The sequence below is a fragment of the Streptomyces populi genome (assembly GCF_002911015.1).
Taxonomy (GTDB): domain Bacteria; phylum Actinomycetota; class Actinomycetes; order Streptomycetales; family Streptomycetaceae; genus Streptomyces; species Streptomyces populi.
On sequence record NZ_KZ626845.1, the window covers coordinates 133456 to 148863 of the forward strand.

Sequence of the window (15408 nt, forward strand, 5' to 3'; positions counted from 1 at the left end):
GTGTCCGGCGCGGCGGGCCGCATCACCGGCCCCCGTTCCGCTCGTTTCCTCCCGATCACCGGCGACCCGCAAGAGGAGAAGGCTCATGACCAGCATCGAAGGCTCGGTGGCGCTCGTGACGGGCGGCAGCCGCGGCATCGGCAGAGCCCTCGTGGACGCCCTCTACGAGCGCGGCGCCCGGAAGGTCTACGCGACCGCCCGCGACCCGCGGACCGTCGCGCACCCCGACGCGGTGCCGCTGGCCCTGGAGGTCACCGACCCCGCGTCGGTCGCGGCGGCCGCCGCGCAGGCCCAGGACGTCACCGTGCTGATCAACAACGCGGGCGCGACGGCCCCCACGTCGTTCCTGAACTCGCCCGTCGAGGACGTGCGGCGCGAGTTCGACATCAACTTCTTCGGGCCGCTCCTGACCACCCGGGCCTTCGTCCCGGTCCTGGAGCGCAACGGCGGCGGGCACATCCTCACCGTCCACTCGGTCCTGTCGTGGGTCACGGTGCCCGGCGCCGACGGCTACAGCGCGGCCAAGGCCGCCCTGTGGTCCCAGAGCAACGCGCTGCGGCTGGAGCTCCAGCCGCGCGGCATCCAGGTCACCGGGCTGCACGTCGGCTACGTCGACACGGATCTGACCGCGAGCCTCGACGTCCCCAAGGTCACCGCGCGCAGTGTCGCCGGGCAGGCCCTCGACGGGATCGAGACGGACGCCCACGAAGTCCTCGCGGACGCGCTCACCCGCCAGGTCAAGGCCGGTCTCTCGGGCGAACTGAGCGACCTGTACCCCCAGCTCGCCGTGGGGCGGTAACCCGCGGCGCGCTCCGCCTCCGAACCGCCCCGCCCGCCTCGGGCAAAAACGTTTCGTAACGCGGAAGGGAGCGCCAGCGGTTCGCCATGGGGCGCCTGTTGCGGCCCGTGCATGATGACCACATGGATCTTCGAGTGTTCACAGAACCGCAGCAAGGCGCGACCTACGACACGCTGCTCCGCGTCGCCAAGGCCGCCGAAGACCTTCATTACGGAGCCTTCTTCCGCTCCGACCACTATGTGCACATGGGATCCGTCGACGGCCTCCCCGGTCCCACCGACGCGTGGATCACCCTGGCCGGCATCGCCCGCGAGACGAGCCGCATCCGCCTGGGCACCTTGATGACCGCCGGAACCTTTCGCCTCCCCGGCGTCCTCGCCATCCAGGTCGCCCAGGTCGACCAGATGTCCGGCGGCCGTGTCGAACTCGGCCTGGGCGCCGGGTGGTACGAAGCCGAACACACGGCGTACGGCATCCCGTTCCCGAAGGAGAAGTTCGGCAGGCTGGAGGAGCAACTCGCCGTCGTCACCGGGCTGTGGGGCACGCCGGTCGGCGAGCGGTTCACCTTCGACGGGACGTACTACCAGCTCAAGGACTCGCCCGCGCTGCCCAAGCCGGCGCAGTCGAAGGTGCCCGTCCTGATCGGCGGCCACGGCGCCCGGCGGACCCCGGCGCTCGCGGCGCGCTTCGCCGATGAGTTCAACATCCCTTTCGCCGGAATCGCCGACACGGAGCAGCAGTTCGGCCGGGTCCGCGCGGCCCTGCGGCAGGCCGGGCGCAAGGACGACGAACTCGTCTGCTCCAACGCCCTGGTGGTCTGCGTCGGCCGGACCGACGGCGAGGTGAGGCGGCGGGCGGACGCCATCGGCCGCGATGTCGACGAACTGAAGGCCAACGGACTCGCGGGCTCCCCGGCGGAGGTCGTCGAGCGGATCGCCCGGTACCAGGCGGTCGGTTCACAACGGATGTACCTCCAGATGCTCGACCTGTCCGACCTGGACCACCTGGACCTGATCGCCTCCGAGGTGGCACCCCAGCTCGACTGACCGCCTCCGGGGCGACGCCGCCCGGCCGGGCGCCGCGGTCCGCCCCGCCCCGGCCGGGTCGGACCGGCAGCGGGAACGGCACCGGACCACAGGCGCCCGGGCACGCGACGGCCGCAGGAGGCTCACGGGCGCGCAGGAGGCTCACGGGCGTGCGGGCGGGGGACGGACGGCGGCGCGCGGGTCGCGGACGTGCGGGCAGCCGCACGGGACCGCAGGCCACGCGGGCGGCGGCGCGCAGGTCACGGGGGCAGGGGGCGCACGGCCCGCGGTCGTCTACCCCGCGGCCGGATCCCGCTCCGCCACGCGTTTCTCGTCCCGCACCGCGAGACGTCTCAGCATCTCCAGGACGCGGTCCCGGGACTCGTCCGCCGCGTCGATCGCCTCCATGCACTGCCAGTAGGTCCCCTCGTCGTCCGCCGCGCAGGCGATGCCGACCAGGGCTATGCCGACTTCGGCGAGGAGGCCGCCGAGGCAGAGCAGGGCCTCGCGCGCGTCGCCCAGCTCCGTGAGCCGGGCGGCCCGTAAGGCACCGACCTCGAGGGCGTGGTCGCCGAGGATTCCGCAGCCGCGTCCCGCCAGTTCGGTCAACCCCAGGGCCTCACCCCGGAGTTCCGGAGGTCCGGACACGGCGAGACGGCTGCCGACCGCCTGCGCCAGGGAATGCGCCTGCCACGCCTCCGCCATCTTCTCCGGAGTCTCGCCGCTCTCCGCCAGGGCACGTCTGCTCGCCGCGATGAGCCGCACCGCTTCCATGCGCTGCCCCCGTCTGTCCGACGCGCTCTCGCACGTCCAGCCGAACTCCCTTGTTCACTACCCAGAGTGAGGGTGCTTGAGACAGAAAGCCAGAGGAAGCCCGAAATCTGTGGACACGGAATCGCATCGGAGCGGCTTCACGACTACAAGGAGTAGCGAATTCCGTTTTTGCGTGCCGTGCGGAGGTCGCCCGTCAGGGGTCCTCCGGCACCGGGAACCTCCGCTCGTTCCGGTCGATCTTCGCGTCGAGCGCCGCGAGCGGGTCGATGTCCAGCACCTCGCAGAGCTGGAGCAGATACGCGAGGACGTCCGCGACCTCGTCGGTGACACGGTGCGCGGTGTCCGCGTCCCGCATCACACGGGCCGACTCCTCCGGCGTCAACCACTGGAAGATCTCCAGGAGTTCGGACGCCTCCACACTCAGGGCGGAGACCAGGTTCTTGGGGGTGTGGTACGGCTGCCAGTTCCGCGCGGCCGCGAACTCGGCCAGTCTGCGCTGTAGCGTCGCCACGTCCAGTCCACTCACGGCGTCAGGTCTATCACCCCCGGCCCGGTCCGCTCACGGCGTCAGGTCCGCCACCGTGACCCCGGCCGTCCCGGACACGTGGGCCCCGTCGCTCACCGCGCCCAGCAGCCGGACGTGCCCCCGCTCGCACATCCGCGCCGCCAGCCGCACCAGTTCCGCGGTCTGCCGGACGTCCAGCCCGCGGTCGAGGCCGTCGGCCAGGACCGTCAGCGACTGGAACGCGGCCGGGACCTCGCCCGCCGGGTCGACCTCCAGGACACCGGGCCCGGTGAGCAGCACGAGGGCGAGCGCGAGATACCTCAACTCACCGTCCCCGAGCAGCCCGAGCGGCGTACGGACTCCGTCGCCGCGGTCGAGGAGGGCACGGACGGTACCGTCGCCGAGCACCTCGGCCAGGACGTCCGTGACCGGGCCGGCGCATCCGGCGCGGACCGCCGCGACCAGGTGGGCGTACCGGTGACCGCACTCCGACCTCGTACGCCACAGCACTTCGGCGAGGTTGCCGCAGCCGCGCAGCAGCCGCCCCGAGCCGAGCGGAACGGGTGCGCGCACGGAGTCCGGATCCGGATCGCAGACGTAGACGGACCGCAGGGCGAGCACCATCTGCTCGGCCGCGGCCAGGACCTGACGCTCCCCCGCGGTGCGTCCCGCGACGCGCAGGGGCAGCAGCGCGGTGCCGAGGCGGTCGTCGGGGAGCGGGACCCGCGTCACCGAGGAGGAGCCGCCGGTGTGCCAGGCGGCCTGGACGAAGGGGCGGCCCGGGTCGCGCAGCGCCGTCTCCAGCAGGGTCCGCCCTCCCGCCGACAACCGCTCGCCCACGACGCGCAGTCCGGGTTCGGCCTGAACGGCGACGTCCAGCCGGACCGGGCCCCCGGGTCCGTCGACCGTGCAGCCGATGCGGAAACCCCGGCGGTGCTGGGCGTCGGGCCGGGACCGCTCGGGCACACAGGCGGCCGGGTCCGGGAACACCTCCTGGAGCCCGGCACCGGCACCGAGCCGCGCCAGCGCCTCGTAGGCCCGCAGCGCGCTCGTCTTGCCGCTGCCGCTGGGGCCGACGACGAGGGTCAGCGGTCCGAGCGGGAGCCGGACGCGGCGATGGGCGGCGAAGGCGGCGAGCCGCAGCTCGGTGACGCCCGGACGGACCGGGCGCGCCTCCACCGCCGCGGGGGCTTCCGGCGAGGACAGGGTCATATGCGGACGGTAGGCCTCCACGGCGAGGCGAACCGTTACGCCCGGGGGACCTTCCTACGATCGGGGGACGGGTCCCCGATCGAGGCCGGGCGCCGCCAGGAGCCGGGAACCGTCAGAGACCGGGCGCCGTCAGAGACCGGGAACGCCGACCCCCTCCATCAGACCGCGCACCTCGGTCCCCGGAGGCGTCAGCAGGAACACGTTCCGGTCGACCCGGTGCATGCCGCTGGCGAGGCCGAAGACCACGCCCGTGCTGAAGTCCAGGACCCGCTTGGCGACCTCGGTCTCCGCGCCGGTCAGGTCGAGGAGCACGGGGATGCCCGACATGAGCGTCTCGGCGACGTCACGGGCGTCCGCGAAGACGTTGACCCGCAGGACCACGAAGCGGCGCCGCGTCTCGGTCTCGGCCTCGGGGATCGACCGGTGGCGCACCGCCGACGGCCAGGCGTCCCGGCCGCGCAACGGAACGACCTGGGCGAGCCCTTCCCACTGTTCATCGGTGACGTCGTGGCCGTTCATCGATCCACCCCGTCCTGGCTCGCACTCGTTGTCTGCACCGGGCAATTCTTACGCATGGTCACCCGTTCGGCCCAACAACGACACGGTACGCGACCCGGACCGGGAGTCGACGCGTGCGGCAAACTGCGCATATGAACATCTATCCATCACTCCACACGGCGAACGAGGCCTCCCCATGAGCCTGAGCATCCGCAACCAGCTCCCCGGCACGGTCGTCTCCGTCACCCCCGGTGAGGTGATGGCGACGGTGAAGGTCCGGCTCGACGCCGGACAGGAGATCACCGCGGCCGTCACCCTGGAGGCCGTGCAGGAACTCGGCCTGGCGTCCGGCTCCACCGTGCGGGCCCTGGTCAAGTCCACGGAGGTCTCCCTCGCGACCGGTCCGGTGGACGGGCTGAGCATCCGCAACCAGCTTCCGGGCACGGTCACCGACGTCACCTCCGGCGGCGCCATGGCCCGCGTCAAGGTCCGGATCGCGGGGGCCGAACTGACCTCGGCGATCGCCAAGGACGCGGTCTCGGAACTGGGCCTCTCGGCGGGTTCCGAGGTCGTCGCGCTCATCAAGTCCACCGAGGTGTCGCTGTCCGGTGCCTGACGTGTCCGGCGGCCCGCAGGCGTGCTCTTACTCGCCTCACACCGGACTCTTCACGTCCCGTCGCACACCGCTCACCAGCGGTAATTAGCGTACGGGGCCGTGTACTCGGCAGAAATCGAGCCTGCGCCCGCCCGTCGGCAGGCCCCTTCGACGCTCTCACCCGGCGGGCCGGTCGCACGGCGGGACCCGGACGGGGCGCCCGCACAGTGGCACCGCCTCCTGACGCTCCTGGCCGACATCAGCCTGTTCATCGGCACGCGCCCGCTGTGGGCGCAGGCCGTCGGCCACCGGCTCGTCGTGGCGGCGGTCGTCTCGCTCTGCTACGCCACGATCCTGGCGACGGGCGTACTGACCCTCGTGGTGCGCCGGAGCCGTTCGCTGGCGCGGCTCGACCTCGTCGTCCTGGTGACCGCGGTGACGCTCGTGGTGTGCGGACTGGTCATGAACCACCAGGGCAGCGACGAGTCGGTCCTCACCACCCGGGCCGCCCACGAGTTCCTCGCCGGCCACCAGGTCTACGGCCGTCCGTGGCCCTGGCTCTTCGGCCACGGCGTCGCCCTCACCGCGACGATGAACGGCGGCTACGACTACACGTACGGCTATCCGCCGCTCGCGCTGATGCTCACCGCGCCGCTGCTGTGGATCGGACACGGTTCGGCCGCCGCGACGGCGGTCAGCACCGGGGCCCTGATCGCGGGCACGGTCACCATGTGGCGGACGCTGCCGGTGCCCTGGCGGTCCGCCGCGACGCTGGCCTGCGTCGGGTTCGGTCTGCTGCCGACGTACGCGCGGCTCGGCTATCCGGCGGTCCTCGCCTGCGCCCTGCTCGTCCCGGTGGTCGTGGGATGGCCGCGGACGGGCGGCGGGGGACGGGGCGACCTCGTACGGGCGGCCTGCCTCGGGGCGGCCTGCGCGGCGCAGCAACTCCCCTGGTTCCTCGCGCCGTTCCTGCTGGCCGGGGTGTACGCGCTGCGCCGCGGCGACCTCGGCGCGCGGGCGGCGGCGGTCGCGGTGGGCCGCTTCGTCGGCGTCGCCGCCACCACCTGGCTGCTGATCAACGCGTACTTCGTCGTGAGCGAGCCGCGCTCCTGGCTCTCCGGGATCGCGCTGCCCCTCACCCAGGACGCGAACGTCCACGGGCAGGGTCTGGTCGACATCTCGCTGTACTTCACCGACGGCAGCGACCGCCTCGTCTGGTACGCGCACGCGAGCCTGCTGCTCGCGGCGGGTCTGCTGGCGCTGTTCGTGCTGTTCGTGCGGCGGCTGGGACCGGCGGCGACGGTGCTGCCCTGGTGCGCCTTCTACGTGGCGACCCGTTCGCAGGACGGCTACTACCTGCTGATGACGCCGTTGTGGGTGGCCGCCGCGATCACCGCGCCCTGGCAGTCCTTCAGGACGGCGTGGCAGCCCCGCCCCGTCTTCCTGCGCGGTCCGCGCCGGCGCGGGGCCCGGGTGGCCGCGGTCGTCCTGCTGCTGGCGCCGTCGGCGGCCGCGGCGGGCCTGGCGGCCACCGGGTCACCGCCGCTGCGCATGCGGGTCACCGAGGCGCACCGCACCGCCCGGGCGCTGACCGGCATCACGGTCGGGGTCACCAACCTCGGTGCCGCGGACCTGAGTCCACACTTCACGCTGGCCACGGGCCAGGGCACGAGCCCCTACTGGACGGTGGCGTCCGGCCCCTCCACCCTGGCCGGACACTCCTCCGGGCGCTACGAACTCCGGCCTCCGAAAGGGGGGTTCGCGCTCCCGCGGGCCGGCGTACGCGTGCGCCTGCAAGCCGTCTCGGCGGCGCCGATGACCCTGTCGAGCACGGACCTCGATCTGTCGGCGGACCGGCCCTGAGCGCCGTGCCGTGCGTCCCGCCCGGACGGCGGATCGGTGCGCGTGACTGTTCGCCGGGCACCGGCGCGTGCTGGAATGTCCCGTCGCCCGGCTGTACGCGGACGTGCGTCGTCCGGATCCGCACCGGATCCATGCCGGACCGGCGAGGTCGTGAAGGTCACCATCGCCGAACCACCGGGACTGTGATGCCGATGACGAAGACGTCGGACTTCTCGCACCGCACGGGCGTCGCGTTCGTGTCCGGCGGCACCGGAGGCATCGGCGCGGCGATCGTGCGGATCCTCGCCGAGCGGGGCAGTGACGTGGTGTTCACCTATCGCTCCAGCAGGGAGGCCGCCGACGCGCTCGCGGCGCGGACGACGGAGGAGTTCGCGGAGCAGGGCCGCCGTGTGACACCCCTGCGGCTCGACCTGGGCGAGGAACGGTCCGTCGCCGAGGCCGTGTCCGGGACGGCCGCCGCGTTCGGGGGACTGCACACCCTCGTCCACGCGGCGGGCCCGCATGTGCCGATGGTGCACCTGAGCGGAGTGACACCGAGCGAGTTCCGGACCCAGCTCGACGTGGACGCGGGCGCGTTCTTCAACCTGGTGCACCCCGCGCTGCCGCTGCTGCGGGAGAGCGGGGGCAGCGTCGTCGTCGTCACCACCGTGGCCACCCGCCGGTTCCCGGTGCGCGACGGGCTCTCCTCGGGGCCGAAGGGGGCGGTCGAGGCGGTCGCCCGGGCCCTGGCCGCCGAGGAGGGCCGCTACGGCGTCCGGGTGAACTGCGTCGGACCCGGCATGCTGACCGACGGCACCGCCGCCCGTCTGATCGGGTCCGGTGAACTCGACGAGGCGGCACTGGAGATCACCCGCCGCAACACCCCGCTGCGCCGCTTCGGCACCGCGCGGGACGTCGCCGAGGCCGTCGCGTTCCTGGCGTCGGACCGCGCGGGCTTCATCACCGGGCAGGCACTGGGAGTGGACGGCGGGTACAGCGTCTAGACGAACCGGGGGCGGGGGACTCGGCGTACACCGGTGGGTCAGGCCGTGTTCCCGGCCGCGGGTCCCGCCGCCGGTCCGCCGCCTCCGCCGGTGCCGATACCGGTGCCGGTGCCGGTGCCGGTGCCGGTGCCGGTCAGGTGCGGGGTGCCGTCGTCGTCGAGGAACTCGACCACCGCCAGGGCCAGCAGGGCCAGCACCGCGATCCAGACGGTGACGACGGCCGTGGGGTAGTTCCAGACCAGCAGGACGGCGGCGGCGACCACGACCACGGTCCAGTTGAGCCACTTCTTCTCCCGGTGCACCCAGGTTCCGACCGCGCCGAGTTCGGCCCCGGTCGCGGTCCGCACGGCACCGATGCCGCCGGTCCAGGCGGCGTTGACCTGCCTGGCCGCCCGGCCCCTGCCGGTCAGCCACGCCGCCAGCGCCACGATGATGCCGAGGGTGATGATCAGGCGTACCGACGTCCGCAGGTAGCGCACCAGGGTGTCGAAGACCGACGCGGCGGCGGGCTGGGAGACGTCCGCCGGGAGACCGTCGAGATAGATCTCCCGGAAGATCCACAGTGCGATGCCGAGGACGGCGGCCCCGGCCGCCACCAGGAGCGCCGCCGTGACGAGGGCACGGCGTCTGCGCACGGCGAGCAGCACACCGCCGGCGGCCAGCAGCAGGGTCAGGACCGGCAGCCAGAACCCGACCAGTTCGAGCAGCCGGTAGAGCTTCTTGGCCTTGCCGATGGAGTCGGAGGTCATCACGGTGAAGTTCGTGTGCACCTGGGGGATCTTCGCCGCGACGCCGAGCCCCTGGTCGACGAGCGCCTGCTTGACCTGGTCGATGACGGGGGCGAGGTCGATGACGACGGCGTCGTTGGTGAGCTTCACCGCTCCGCCGCCGCTTCCGGTCAGCGCCTTGTCCACGGCGGCGTGCGCCCGGCGGTTCAGTTGGGTCCACAGGGTGGCGAACGCGTCGCTGCTGACGAACTTCAGCGCCACGGTGTGCACGAAGTCCTTGATGCCGCTGGTGATCGGACCGCTGAGCGGCCCGAGGGCCTTGGCCAGCCGGGGCCGGTCGGCGGGGGCGACCGACTGGAGCAGCGTCTCGACGTCGACGTGCTGCATCACCGCGTCGGTCACCCGGTTGGCGACGGCGTTCTGGATGTCCGGGTCGGAGGCGAGCGGCTCCATGGTCTGCACGTACCGGTCGGTGTTCCCGATCAGATCGCTCGACCAGGCCGCCACGGCGCTCAGCGGGGTCAGCAGGGCGGCGAGGAGGACCAGCACGACCGCGAAGGTCGACCGGACGCGGTGGTGCTCGCGTCTCGGCGGGCGCCGCTCCAGTTCGGCGATGCGGGCCCGCAGTTCGGCGATCTCCCGCGCGTCGCCGCCGCCCGTACCACCGCCGTTCGCGGCGCCGCCGCTCGCGTCCGCGGTGCTCACGTCGTCCCCGGATCGTCGAGGGTGTCCGCGACGGCGCGCGCGGGCAGCCCCGCCCGCGTCCGGTCGGTCACGTCATCCATGGCGTCTCGTTCCGCTCGGTCCGGTTCGTGGGTTCGACGGCACTGCGGCGGCCCCCTTCCCGGCACTTGCCGTCGGCGGGCCGGGAAGGGGGCGTCAGCGTGGTGGGGCGGCGGGCCGGTACGTGGCCAGGGCCCAGATGACGAAGACGTCGATGGCCAGCAGGATGACCGCCCAGATCGGCGCGTACGGCAGGAACATGAACTGGAAGAGCATGCTCAGCGAGGCCAGCACGATGCCGGTGATCCGGGCCCATCCGGCGTCCTTGAGGATCCCCCAGCCGGTGACGACGGCGACCGCGCCGAGGATCAGCAGGATCCAGCCCCAGCCGGTGAGGTTGATGCGGTAGACGTAGTCGTTCACGCGCGCGTAGACGTCGTCCTTGGCTATCGCGGAGATGCCCTGGAGGATGTTGAGACCGCCGTTCACCAGCAGGAGGACGCCCGCGAAGGTCACTCCGCCCGCCGCCCAGCCGCTGCTGCCCGAGGGCGGCGGCCCCATGCCTCCCGCGGCGGGGCCGGCCCCGGACCACTGGTCTCCCCACAGCGGCATGTCTGCGCCACTGGGCTGGGATCCCGTGCCGCCGCCGGGCGGGGGGCCCGGCGGCCTCGAAGAATCCTGGCTCATGTTCGACCACCTCGCTGCGCTGTCGGCCGCGGCCGTCCCCGCGCCGGAAGCACCGGGGAGTTCGAGCGTCCGCCCGCCGCGCCCGCCCCGCCACGGGAGTGCCGCCGGCCGGGTGACGGCCGGGCGGCGTCCGGCCGACCGCGCGGTGCCCGCCGACCGGGCGCCGGGACACCGCGGCACGGTCGGCGGACACCGCCCGCTTCCCGGCACCGGCGGCCGGCGGCTTCGGACGGTCACGGGCCACCCGGCGGCCACCGGCTTCCGGGCGGTCACGTCACGCGACGGTCACCGGTTTCGGGGCGGTCACGGGTCACCCGGCGGTCGTCGGCTCCTCCTCGGACACGAGGTCCAGCGCGCGCCCCAGCGTCGTGAGCCGCTCGTCCAGGGTTTCGCCGGCGGGGTAGAGGCGGACGGTGTCGACGCCCGCGGCGCGCCAGACGCGCAGCCGTTCACGGACCATGCCCTCGGTGCCGATCAGGGTGGTGCCGAGGACCATCTCGTCGCTCACGAGCCCGGCGGCGCCGTCCCGGTCCCCGGCCTGCCAGCGCTCACGGATCTCGGCGGCGACGTCCGCCCAGCCCTGCCTGCTGTAGGCGGCGTTGTAGAAGTTGGTGGTGGCGGAGCCCATTCCGCCCAGGCTGAAGGCGAGTTCCTTCTTCCGGCCCGCGACCATGGCGCGCAGGGCGTCCTCGTCCTCCGCGAAGGCCACTTCGGCGCCCTGGCAGATGTCGAGGTCGGCACGGCTGCGGCCCGCCGCCGCGAGGCCCGCGTCCAGGTGGTCGAAGTACGCCTCCTTGGCACCCTCGGGCACGAAGCTGGTGCCCAGCCAGCCGTCGGCGACCTCGCCCGTCAGGTGCAGCATCCTCGGCGAGAGGGTGGCGAGATAGACGGGCAGCTCGTGCTCGGCGCGCATGGACATCCGCATGGGCCGTGCCTCGCCACCCGGCAGCGGGATCGTGAACTCCCTTCCCTCGTACGAGAGTTTCTCCCCGGCGACCGCCTGTCGGACGATCTCCACGGTTTCCCGCATCCGGGACAGCGGGCGCGCGAACGGCACGCCGTGCAGCCCCTCGATCACCTGCGGGCCGGAGGGGCCGAGGCCGAGGAGGAAGCGCCCGTCGGAGATGTTGGAGAGCGTGATCGCGGCACGGGCGATGGCCGCCGGGGTGCGGGTCCCGAGCTGGATGATCCCGGAGCCGAGCAGCAGCCGGTCGGTCCGTGCCGCCAAGTAGCCCAGCGGGGAAGGGGCTTCGGAGCCCCAGGCCTCCGCGACCCAGCAGATGTCCATCCCGAGCTTCTCGGCCTCGACCACGAAGTCGACGGTCTCCCGCCAGTCGCCCGCCGACGCCTCGATCGTCGTGGAGGTACGCATCAGGCGTCCGCCCCTTCCGCGCTCTCGGCCAGCTTCCCGATCGCCGCGACGGTGTCCCTCATGCTCCGCTCGAACTCCCGCAGCCGCACGAACACGATCTTCTGCTCCTTCTCCGGCATCCGGTCGATCGCGAAGGAGAGCCCGGAGCGGCCCGGCCCCATCCGCATCCACTGGGTCAGTTCCGTGCCGCCGTCCGCCTCCTCCAGGACGAACCTCCAGAGGGCGCTGGGGTGTTCGGGGTCCCCGACGGCCCAGGCGAACGTCCGGCACGGCTCGCACTCCACGACGTACGAGGTGGTCTCCCACTCCCCCAGCGACTCGTGCCTGCTGCGCCCCACGAAACGGGCGCCGACGCGCGGCGCCGTCACGCCGTCGAGCCACTCGACCGACTGGAGCTCAGCGCTCAGGTCCGGCATCAGCCGGATGTCGGAGACGAGGTCCCACACCCGTCGCGGCGGGGCGTCGATCCGTGTCCGCACGTCGACGGTCGGCTGGTCCGCGTAGCGCGCGCCCGTCCACTCCATGTGTTTCCGGCCTTCCTCTCGTCCCCCGGGATCCCACCCGCCCCAGGCCTCTGACCTTGAGAGTTGCGTAGATAGACTGTCGTGTCAAGGAAAACCGCTCCCGGCGCGGGGCCGGAAGCGGGAGCGGTCGCGAGAACGGAAGGGGAGAGCGGCGGGAGAAACCGGAACGAGGGCGGGCCGGGAGAGCGGATCGCGTTCAGGCGGTGAAACGCCTCTGGACGTCCGGCCGTTCGGCGAGGTGGGGCGGATAGCCGGGGCCGAGCCGCGGACGGGTGTCCTCGGCCGTCATCGGTTCGCCGCAGTCGGCGCACACGACCGCGGCCTCGGCCTCGTGCCCGCAGCGGTCGTGGTGGAAGACGACCGGCGCCCCCTGCTCACCGCTGAGCCAGCGGTTGCCCCAGCTGTTCATGGCGGCCAGCACCCCGAAGAAGTCCCGGCCCATCTCGGTGAGCACGTAGTCGTACCGCACCGGGTCCGTCTGGTAGGCCCGCTTCTCCATGAGCCCCTCGTCGACCAGCCGGCGGAGCCGGTCGGTCAGGGTGTTGCGCGCGATGCCGAGCTCCTGCTGGAACGCGTCGAAGCGCTTGATCCCGTAGAACGCCTCGCGCAGCACCAGCGGTGTCCACCAGTCGCCGAGCAGGTCCATCGTGCGCGCGATGGAACAGGGCCAGTTCGCAAAAGAAGTCCGCCTCACGCACCCAGCATACGAAGGTCTCGGAAACGAACCCGGCAGGTCGGGGCGGAGTGGCCGCGGCACACGCCCCCGAGGGTCCCGGCCGGACGGCCGCTGTGCCCGGCACGTCGGAACGTGCCGGGCACCCGCTCGCGCCCCGGGCGGCCCGGCCACGCGCGCCGCCCGTCCGGCGGGTCGGCGTGACGGGCCGGAGCCGGGGGTCAGACGCCGGTCGCCGTCACGTCCGACGAGTAGACCAGCGCGACACGGTGGTTGTACTGGATGGTGTACATCTGCTTGGCGCCGGTGACGACCGTCCCGGACGTGAAGTAGTCGTCGGTGTTGGCCGGCGGCCGGGTGGCGACGTACGCCTGGCCCACGGGAACGGTGTAGTAGCTGATCGGCGCCTGTGTCGAGGGAGACAGCCCCGCGGGGTACTCCGCCCGGTCGGGGTAGCTGGAGCCGTAGACCGCCACCGGCGTGGTGCCCGCGGCGGAGACCAGCGTCACGTCGTGCGCGGGAGTGGTGTTGGCGCCGCCCGGGTTGTGGAACCAGACCATGGAGCCGCTGTACCAGACGGCGGTCCAGTCACCTTCGACACCTGCCACGACGAACTGCTGCCCCGCCTGGGCGGTGGACCCCCAGTCGCTGATCTGGTCGGTGCCCGCCGCGCCCTTGTGGATGGCCTGATCGCCGAAGAGCGGAGCGGTGTCACTGGGAGCGGTGCGCAGGAAGACGAAGTTGGAGGACTGCTGCCGCTCGGTGCACGAAGAAGTGGCACCGGTGGGATCGTCGATGGGACAGACCTGCACGGTCTGCTGGTTCTCGGTGAAGCCGGGAGTGATCGTCACCGCCGAGCCGACCGGGCCGACCCCGTGCTCGCCCGTCACCGGAGCGCCGACCAGGCTCATCAGGTGCTCCCAGTCCCAGGACGCGCCCGGGTCCCAGTGCATGCCCGCGACGAGACTGGAGTTCGGACCGGCGACGTTGTCGTGGCCGATGATGTGCTCACGGTCCAGCGGAATGCCGTAGCGGTCCGCGAGGTAGCGCACCAGGGATGCCGTGGCCTCGTACTGCGCCTCGGTGTACCAGGTGCCCCCGTGCGCGGCGTAGCCCTCGTGCTCGATGCCGATGGAGTGCAGGTTCGTCGAGTAGTTTCCGGCGTGGTAGGCGACGTCCTTGGTCGGCACCATCTGCGTCACCGCGCCGTCCGAGGCCCGCATCACGTAGTGCGCGGAAGCGCCGCCCGCTTTCTGGAACGTCGCGATGGCCGACTCGTACGACGACTCGGTGTCGTGGATGACGATCGTGTCGATCCTGATGCCGTTGGCCGGACGGTTGGAGACCTGGCCGTTGGACGAAGCCGCCGGCACGAAGGTGCACGAGACCTCCGCCGGACACTCGGTCGCCGCCACCGTCGCGACGCCGGCCAGGGAGAGCTTGCCCAACTGCCCCTTGTCGGCACGGACTCCGCTGTCGGCGCCCAGGGTCACCCGCTGGCCGTCCTGGGTGACGCGCGTGGCCCCGTTCCTGACGGTGGCGAAGACGCGGTCGGCGAACGCGGTGGCGCTGCGCTTCTGCGACGAGCCGCTGTAACGGGCCACCGCCCCGTACCACCGGCCCGCGTCCGAGGGCCGGCCGCCGGACACGGCCTGCTGGTAGGAGGCCAGGAGCGCGGCACCGCCCGCGATGTTGGCGGCGGGGTCGTCGCGCAGTTCGGCGGGGGTCAGACCGGTGAGCTTCGCCGCGGCCCGCAGCGTGTGCAGGGCGGGGTCCTTCGCCCTGGCCGCGAGGTCCGCCCGCCCCACCGCTCCGGCCGGACCGGCGGCCAGCATCGCGGGGGTGACGTCGGTGAGGTGCATCGGACCGTAGCCGCCACTGGTGCTCATCCGGCCCGCGTGGGCGTCCCACGCCGACTCCTGGTACGCCACGGCCAGCAACACCCCTACGGGGACGTGGTACTTGGCGGCGGCGGCCGTGAAGTCCCGCTGTCGTGCGCTCGATCCGGCCGGTGCGGTGGTTCCGGCCTGCGCGGCCGTCGGCACCAGGGCGGTCAGGGTTCCCGCGGTCAGCGCGCCCGCTGCCGCTAATCCGGCCAGCCGATGGCGTGACAGGCGCTTTCGGGCAGCGCTGTCCGCCGTTGTCTTCGTCTTCACGTGTTCCGTACTCCAGGGGAAATGAAAAATGACCGGCTCACACCACTGCCGCAGGGCGGATCCGGTGTCTCTTCGAGGAGAAAATGGGGAAAATTCGGGGCATGCTGCGACCGCGAAAGGAATTCACCACCGCGGACGAGTGACGACACGGTCGCTGGAGACCAGAGAATAGCGAACGGCCACGGCCCCGAAGACGGTGGACGGCCTCCGGCGGATGAGGAATCCACCGGATGCCGCCCGTCGCCCCGTGCGGCGCGCCGCCGTACCGTTGCCGTCGGCGGCACAAGGCTT

General features: G+C 72.6%; 15 protein-coding genes. 5 read left to right on the forward strand and 10 right to left on the reverse strand.

Translation table 11 applies throughout. The annotated features are described in order from the left end of the window. The first annotated feature begins 85 nt into the window (after positions 1 to 85). A complete protein-coding gene (locus CW362_RS05405) occupies positions 86 to 799 on the forward strand; it encodes an SDR family oxidoreductase (protein ID WP_103548186.1) in 714 nt (237 codons plus the stop codon). A gap of 122 nt (positions 800 to 921) precedes the next feature. Beyond that, positions 922 to 1845, forward strand: coding sequence for an LLM class F420-dependent oxidoreductase (locus CW362_RS05410; RefSeq protein ID WP_103548187.1), 924 nt, complete (start codon positions 922 to 924; stop codon positions 1843 to 1845). A gap of 273 nt (positions 1846 to 2118) precedes the next feature. Here the strand turns inward: CW362_RS05410 and CW362_RS05415 are convergent, their stop codons facing one another. From CW362_RS05415 to CW362_RS05430, 4 genes are all read right to left on the reverse strand, one after another. Beyond that, positions 2119 to 2598, reverse strand: a complete 480-nt coding sequence (locus CW362_RS05415) for a DUF6099 family protein (RefSeq protein ID WP_103548188.1) — start codon at positions 2596 to 2598, stop codon at positions 2119 to 2121. A 193-nt stretch (positions 2599 to 2791) separates the two neighbouring features. Further along, entirely contained in the window at positions 2792 to 3124 is a 333-nt protein-coding gene (locus tag CW362_RS05420; RefSeq protein WP_103548189.1) for a nucleotide pyrophosphohydrolase, read from the reverse strand. A 33-nt stretch (positions 3125 to 3157) separates the two neighbouring features. Continuing rightward, positions 3158 to 4315, reverse strand: a complete 1158-nt coding sequence (locus tag CW362_RS05425; protein ID WP_103548190.1) for an AAA family ATPase — start codon at positions 4313 to 4315, stop codon at positions 3158 to 3160. 129 nt (positions 4316 to 4444) lie between these two features. Beyond that, on the reverse strand, positions 4445 to 4834 hold the full coding sequence (locus tag CW362_RS05430) for a cell division protein SepF (protein ID WP_103548191.1): 390 nt from the start codon (positions 4832 to 4834) through the stop codon (positions 4445 to 4447). A gap of 175 nt (positions 4835 to 5009) precedes the next feature. Between CW362_RS05430 and CW362_RS05435 the strand changes: the two genes are divergently transcribed. From CW362_RS05435 to CW362_RS05445, 3 genes are all read left to right on the forward strand, one after another. After that, the gene (locus tag CW362_RS05435) at positions 5010 to 5429 is read left to right on the forward strand and encodes a TOBE domain-containing protein (protein ID WP_103548192.1); all 420 of its coding nucleotides are present in this window, start codon (positions 5010 to 5012) and stop codon (positions 5427 to 5429) included. A 99-nt stretch (positions 5430 to 5528) separates the two neighbouring features. Then, a complete protein-coding gene (locus CW362_RS05440) occupies positions 5529 to 7271 on the forward strand; it encodes a hypothetical protein (RefSeq protein ID WP_167455606.1) in 1743 nt (580 codons plus the stop codon). Positions 7272 to 7462: 191 nt separating this feature from the next. Then, complete coding sequence (locus tag CW362_RS05445) at positions 7463 to 8254, forward strand: SDR family NAD(P)-dependent oxidoreductase (protein ID WP_206300867.1); 792 nt, start codon at positions 7463 to 7465, stop codon at positions 8252 to 8254. Positions 8255 to 8292: 38 nt separating this feature from the next. On the opposite strand, the gene CW362_RS05455 is transcribed toward CW362_RS05445, so the two are convergent. The 6 genes from CW362_RS05455 to CW362_RS05480 form a co-directional block, all read right to left on the reverse strand. Next, positions 8293 to 9687: a hypothetical protein gene (locus CW362_RS05455; protein ID WP_240657653.1), complete on the reverse strand. Its 1395-nt coding sequence runs from the start codon at positions 9685 to 9687 to the stop codon at positions 8293 to 8295. A 174-nt stretch (positions 9688 to 9861) separates the two neighbouring features. Beyond that, positions 9862 to 10392 (reverse strand): DUF7144 family membrane protein, encoded by a 531-nt coding sequence (locus tag CW362_RS05460; protein ID WP_103548194.1) that lies wholly within the window; start codon positions 10390 to 10392, stop codon positions 9862 to 9864. A 310-nt stretch (positions 10393 to 10702) separates the two neighbouring features. Continuing rightward, positions 10703 to 11764 (reverse strand): LLM class flavin-dependent oxidoreductase, encoded by a 1062-nt coding sequence (locus CW362_RS05465; protein WP_103548195.1) that lies wholly within the window; start codon positions 11762 to 11764, stop codon positions 10703 to 10705. Further along, the gene (locus tag CW362_RS05470) at positions 11764 to 12288 is read right to left on the reverse strand and encodes an SRPBCC family protein (RefSeq protein WP_103548196.1); all 525 of its coding nucleotides are present in this window, start codon (positions 12286 to 12288) and stop codon (positions 11764 to 11766) included. The genes CW362_RS05465 and CW362_RS05470 overlap by 1 nt, the downstream gene beginning before the upstream one ends. A 196-nt stretch (positions 12289 to 12484) precedes the next feature. Further along, complete coding sequence (locus CW362_RS05475; RefSeq protein ID WP_103548197.1) at positions 12485 to 12982, reverse strand: winged helix-turn-helix transcriptional regulator; 498 nt, start codon at positions 12980 to 12982, stop codon at positions 12485 to 12487. Between the two features lie 200 nt (positions 12983 to 13182). Next, positions 13183 to 15117 carry an N-acetylmuramoyl-L-alanine amidase gene (locus CW362_RS05480; protein WP_420856858.1) on the reverse strand — a complete coding sequence of 645 codons (1935 nt, stop codon included), beginning with the start codon at positions 15115 to 15117 and terminating at the stop codon, positions 13183 to 13185. Between the last annotated feature and the right edge of the window lie 291 nt (positions 15118 to 15408).

Excerpts from the sequence above, each read along its gene's own strand:
- CW362_RS05405 (WP_103548186.1), top strand. The coding sequence starts at position 86 with ATGACCAGCATCGAAGGCTCGGTGGCGCTCGTGACGGGCGGCAGCCGC.
- CW362_RS05435 (WP_103548192.1), top strand. The coding sequence starts at position 5,010 with ATGAGCCTGAGCATCCGCAACCAGCTCCCCGGCACGGTCGTCTCCGTC.
- CW362_RS05445 (WP_206300867.1), top strand. The coding sequence starts at position 7,463 with ATGACGAAGACGTCGGACTTCTCGCACCGCACGGGCGTCGCGTTCGTG.
- CW362_RS05430 (WP_103548191.1), bottom strand. The coding sequence starts at position 4,834 with ATGAACGGCCACGACGTCACCGATGAACAGTGGGAAGGGCTCGCCCAG.
- CW362_RS05465 (WP_103548195.1), bottom strand. The coding sequence starts at position 11,764 with ATGCGTACCTCCACGACGATCGAGGCGTCGGCGGGCGACTGGCGGGAG.
- CW362_RS05415 (WP_103548188.1), bottom strand. The coding sequence starts at position 2,598 with ATGGAAGCGGTGCGGCTCATCGCGGCGAGCAGACGTGCCCTGGCGGAG.
- CW362_RS05460 (WP_103548194.1), bottom strand. The coding sequence starts at position 10,392 with ATGAGCCAGGATTCTTCGAGGCCGCCGGGCCCCCCGCCCGGCGGCGGC.
- CW362_RS05425 (WP_103548190.1), bottom strand. The coding sequence starts at position 4,315 with ATGACCCTGTCCTCGCCGGAAGCCCCCGCGGCGGTGGAGGCGCGCCCG.
- CW362_RS05410 (WP_103548187.1), top strand. The coding sequence starts at position 922 with ATGGATCTTCGAGTGTTCACAGAACCGCAGCAAGGCGCGACCTACGAC.
- CW362_RS05470 (WP_103548196.1), bottom strand. The coding sequence starts at position 12,288 with ATGGAGTGGACGGGCGCGCGCTACGCGGACCAGCCGACCGTCGACGTG.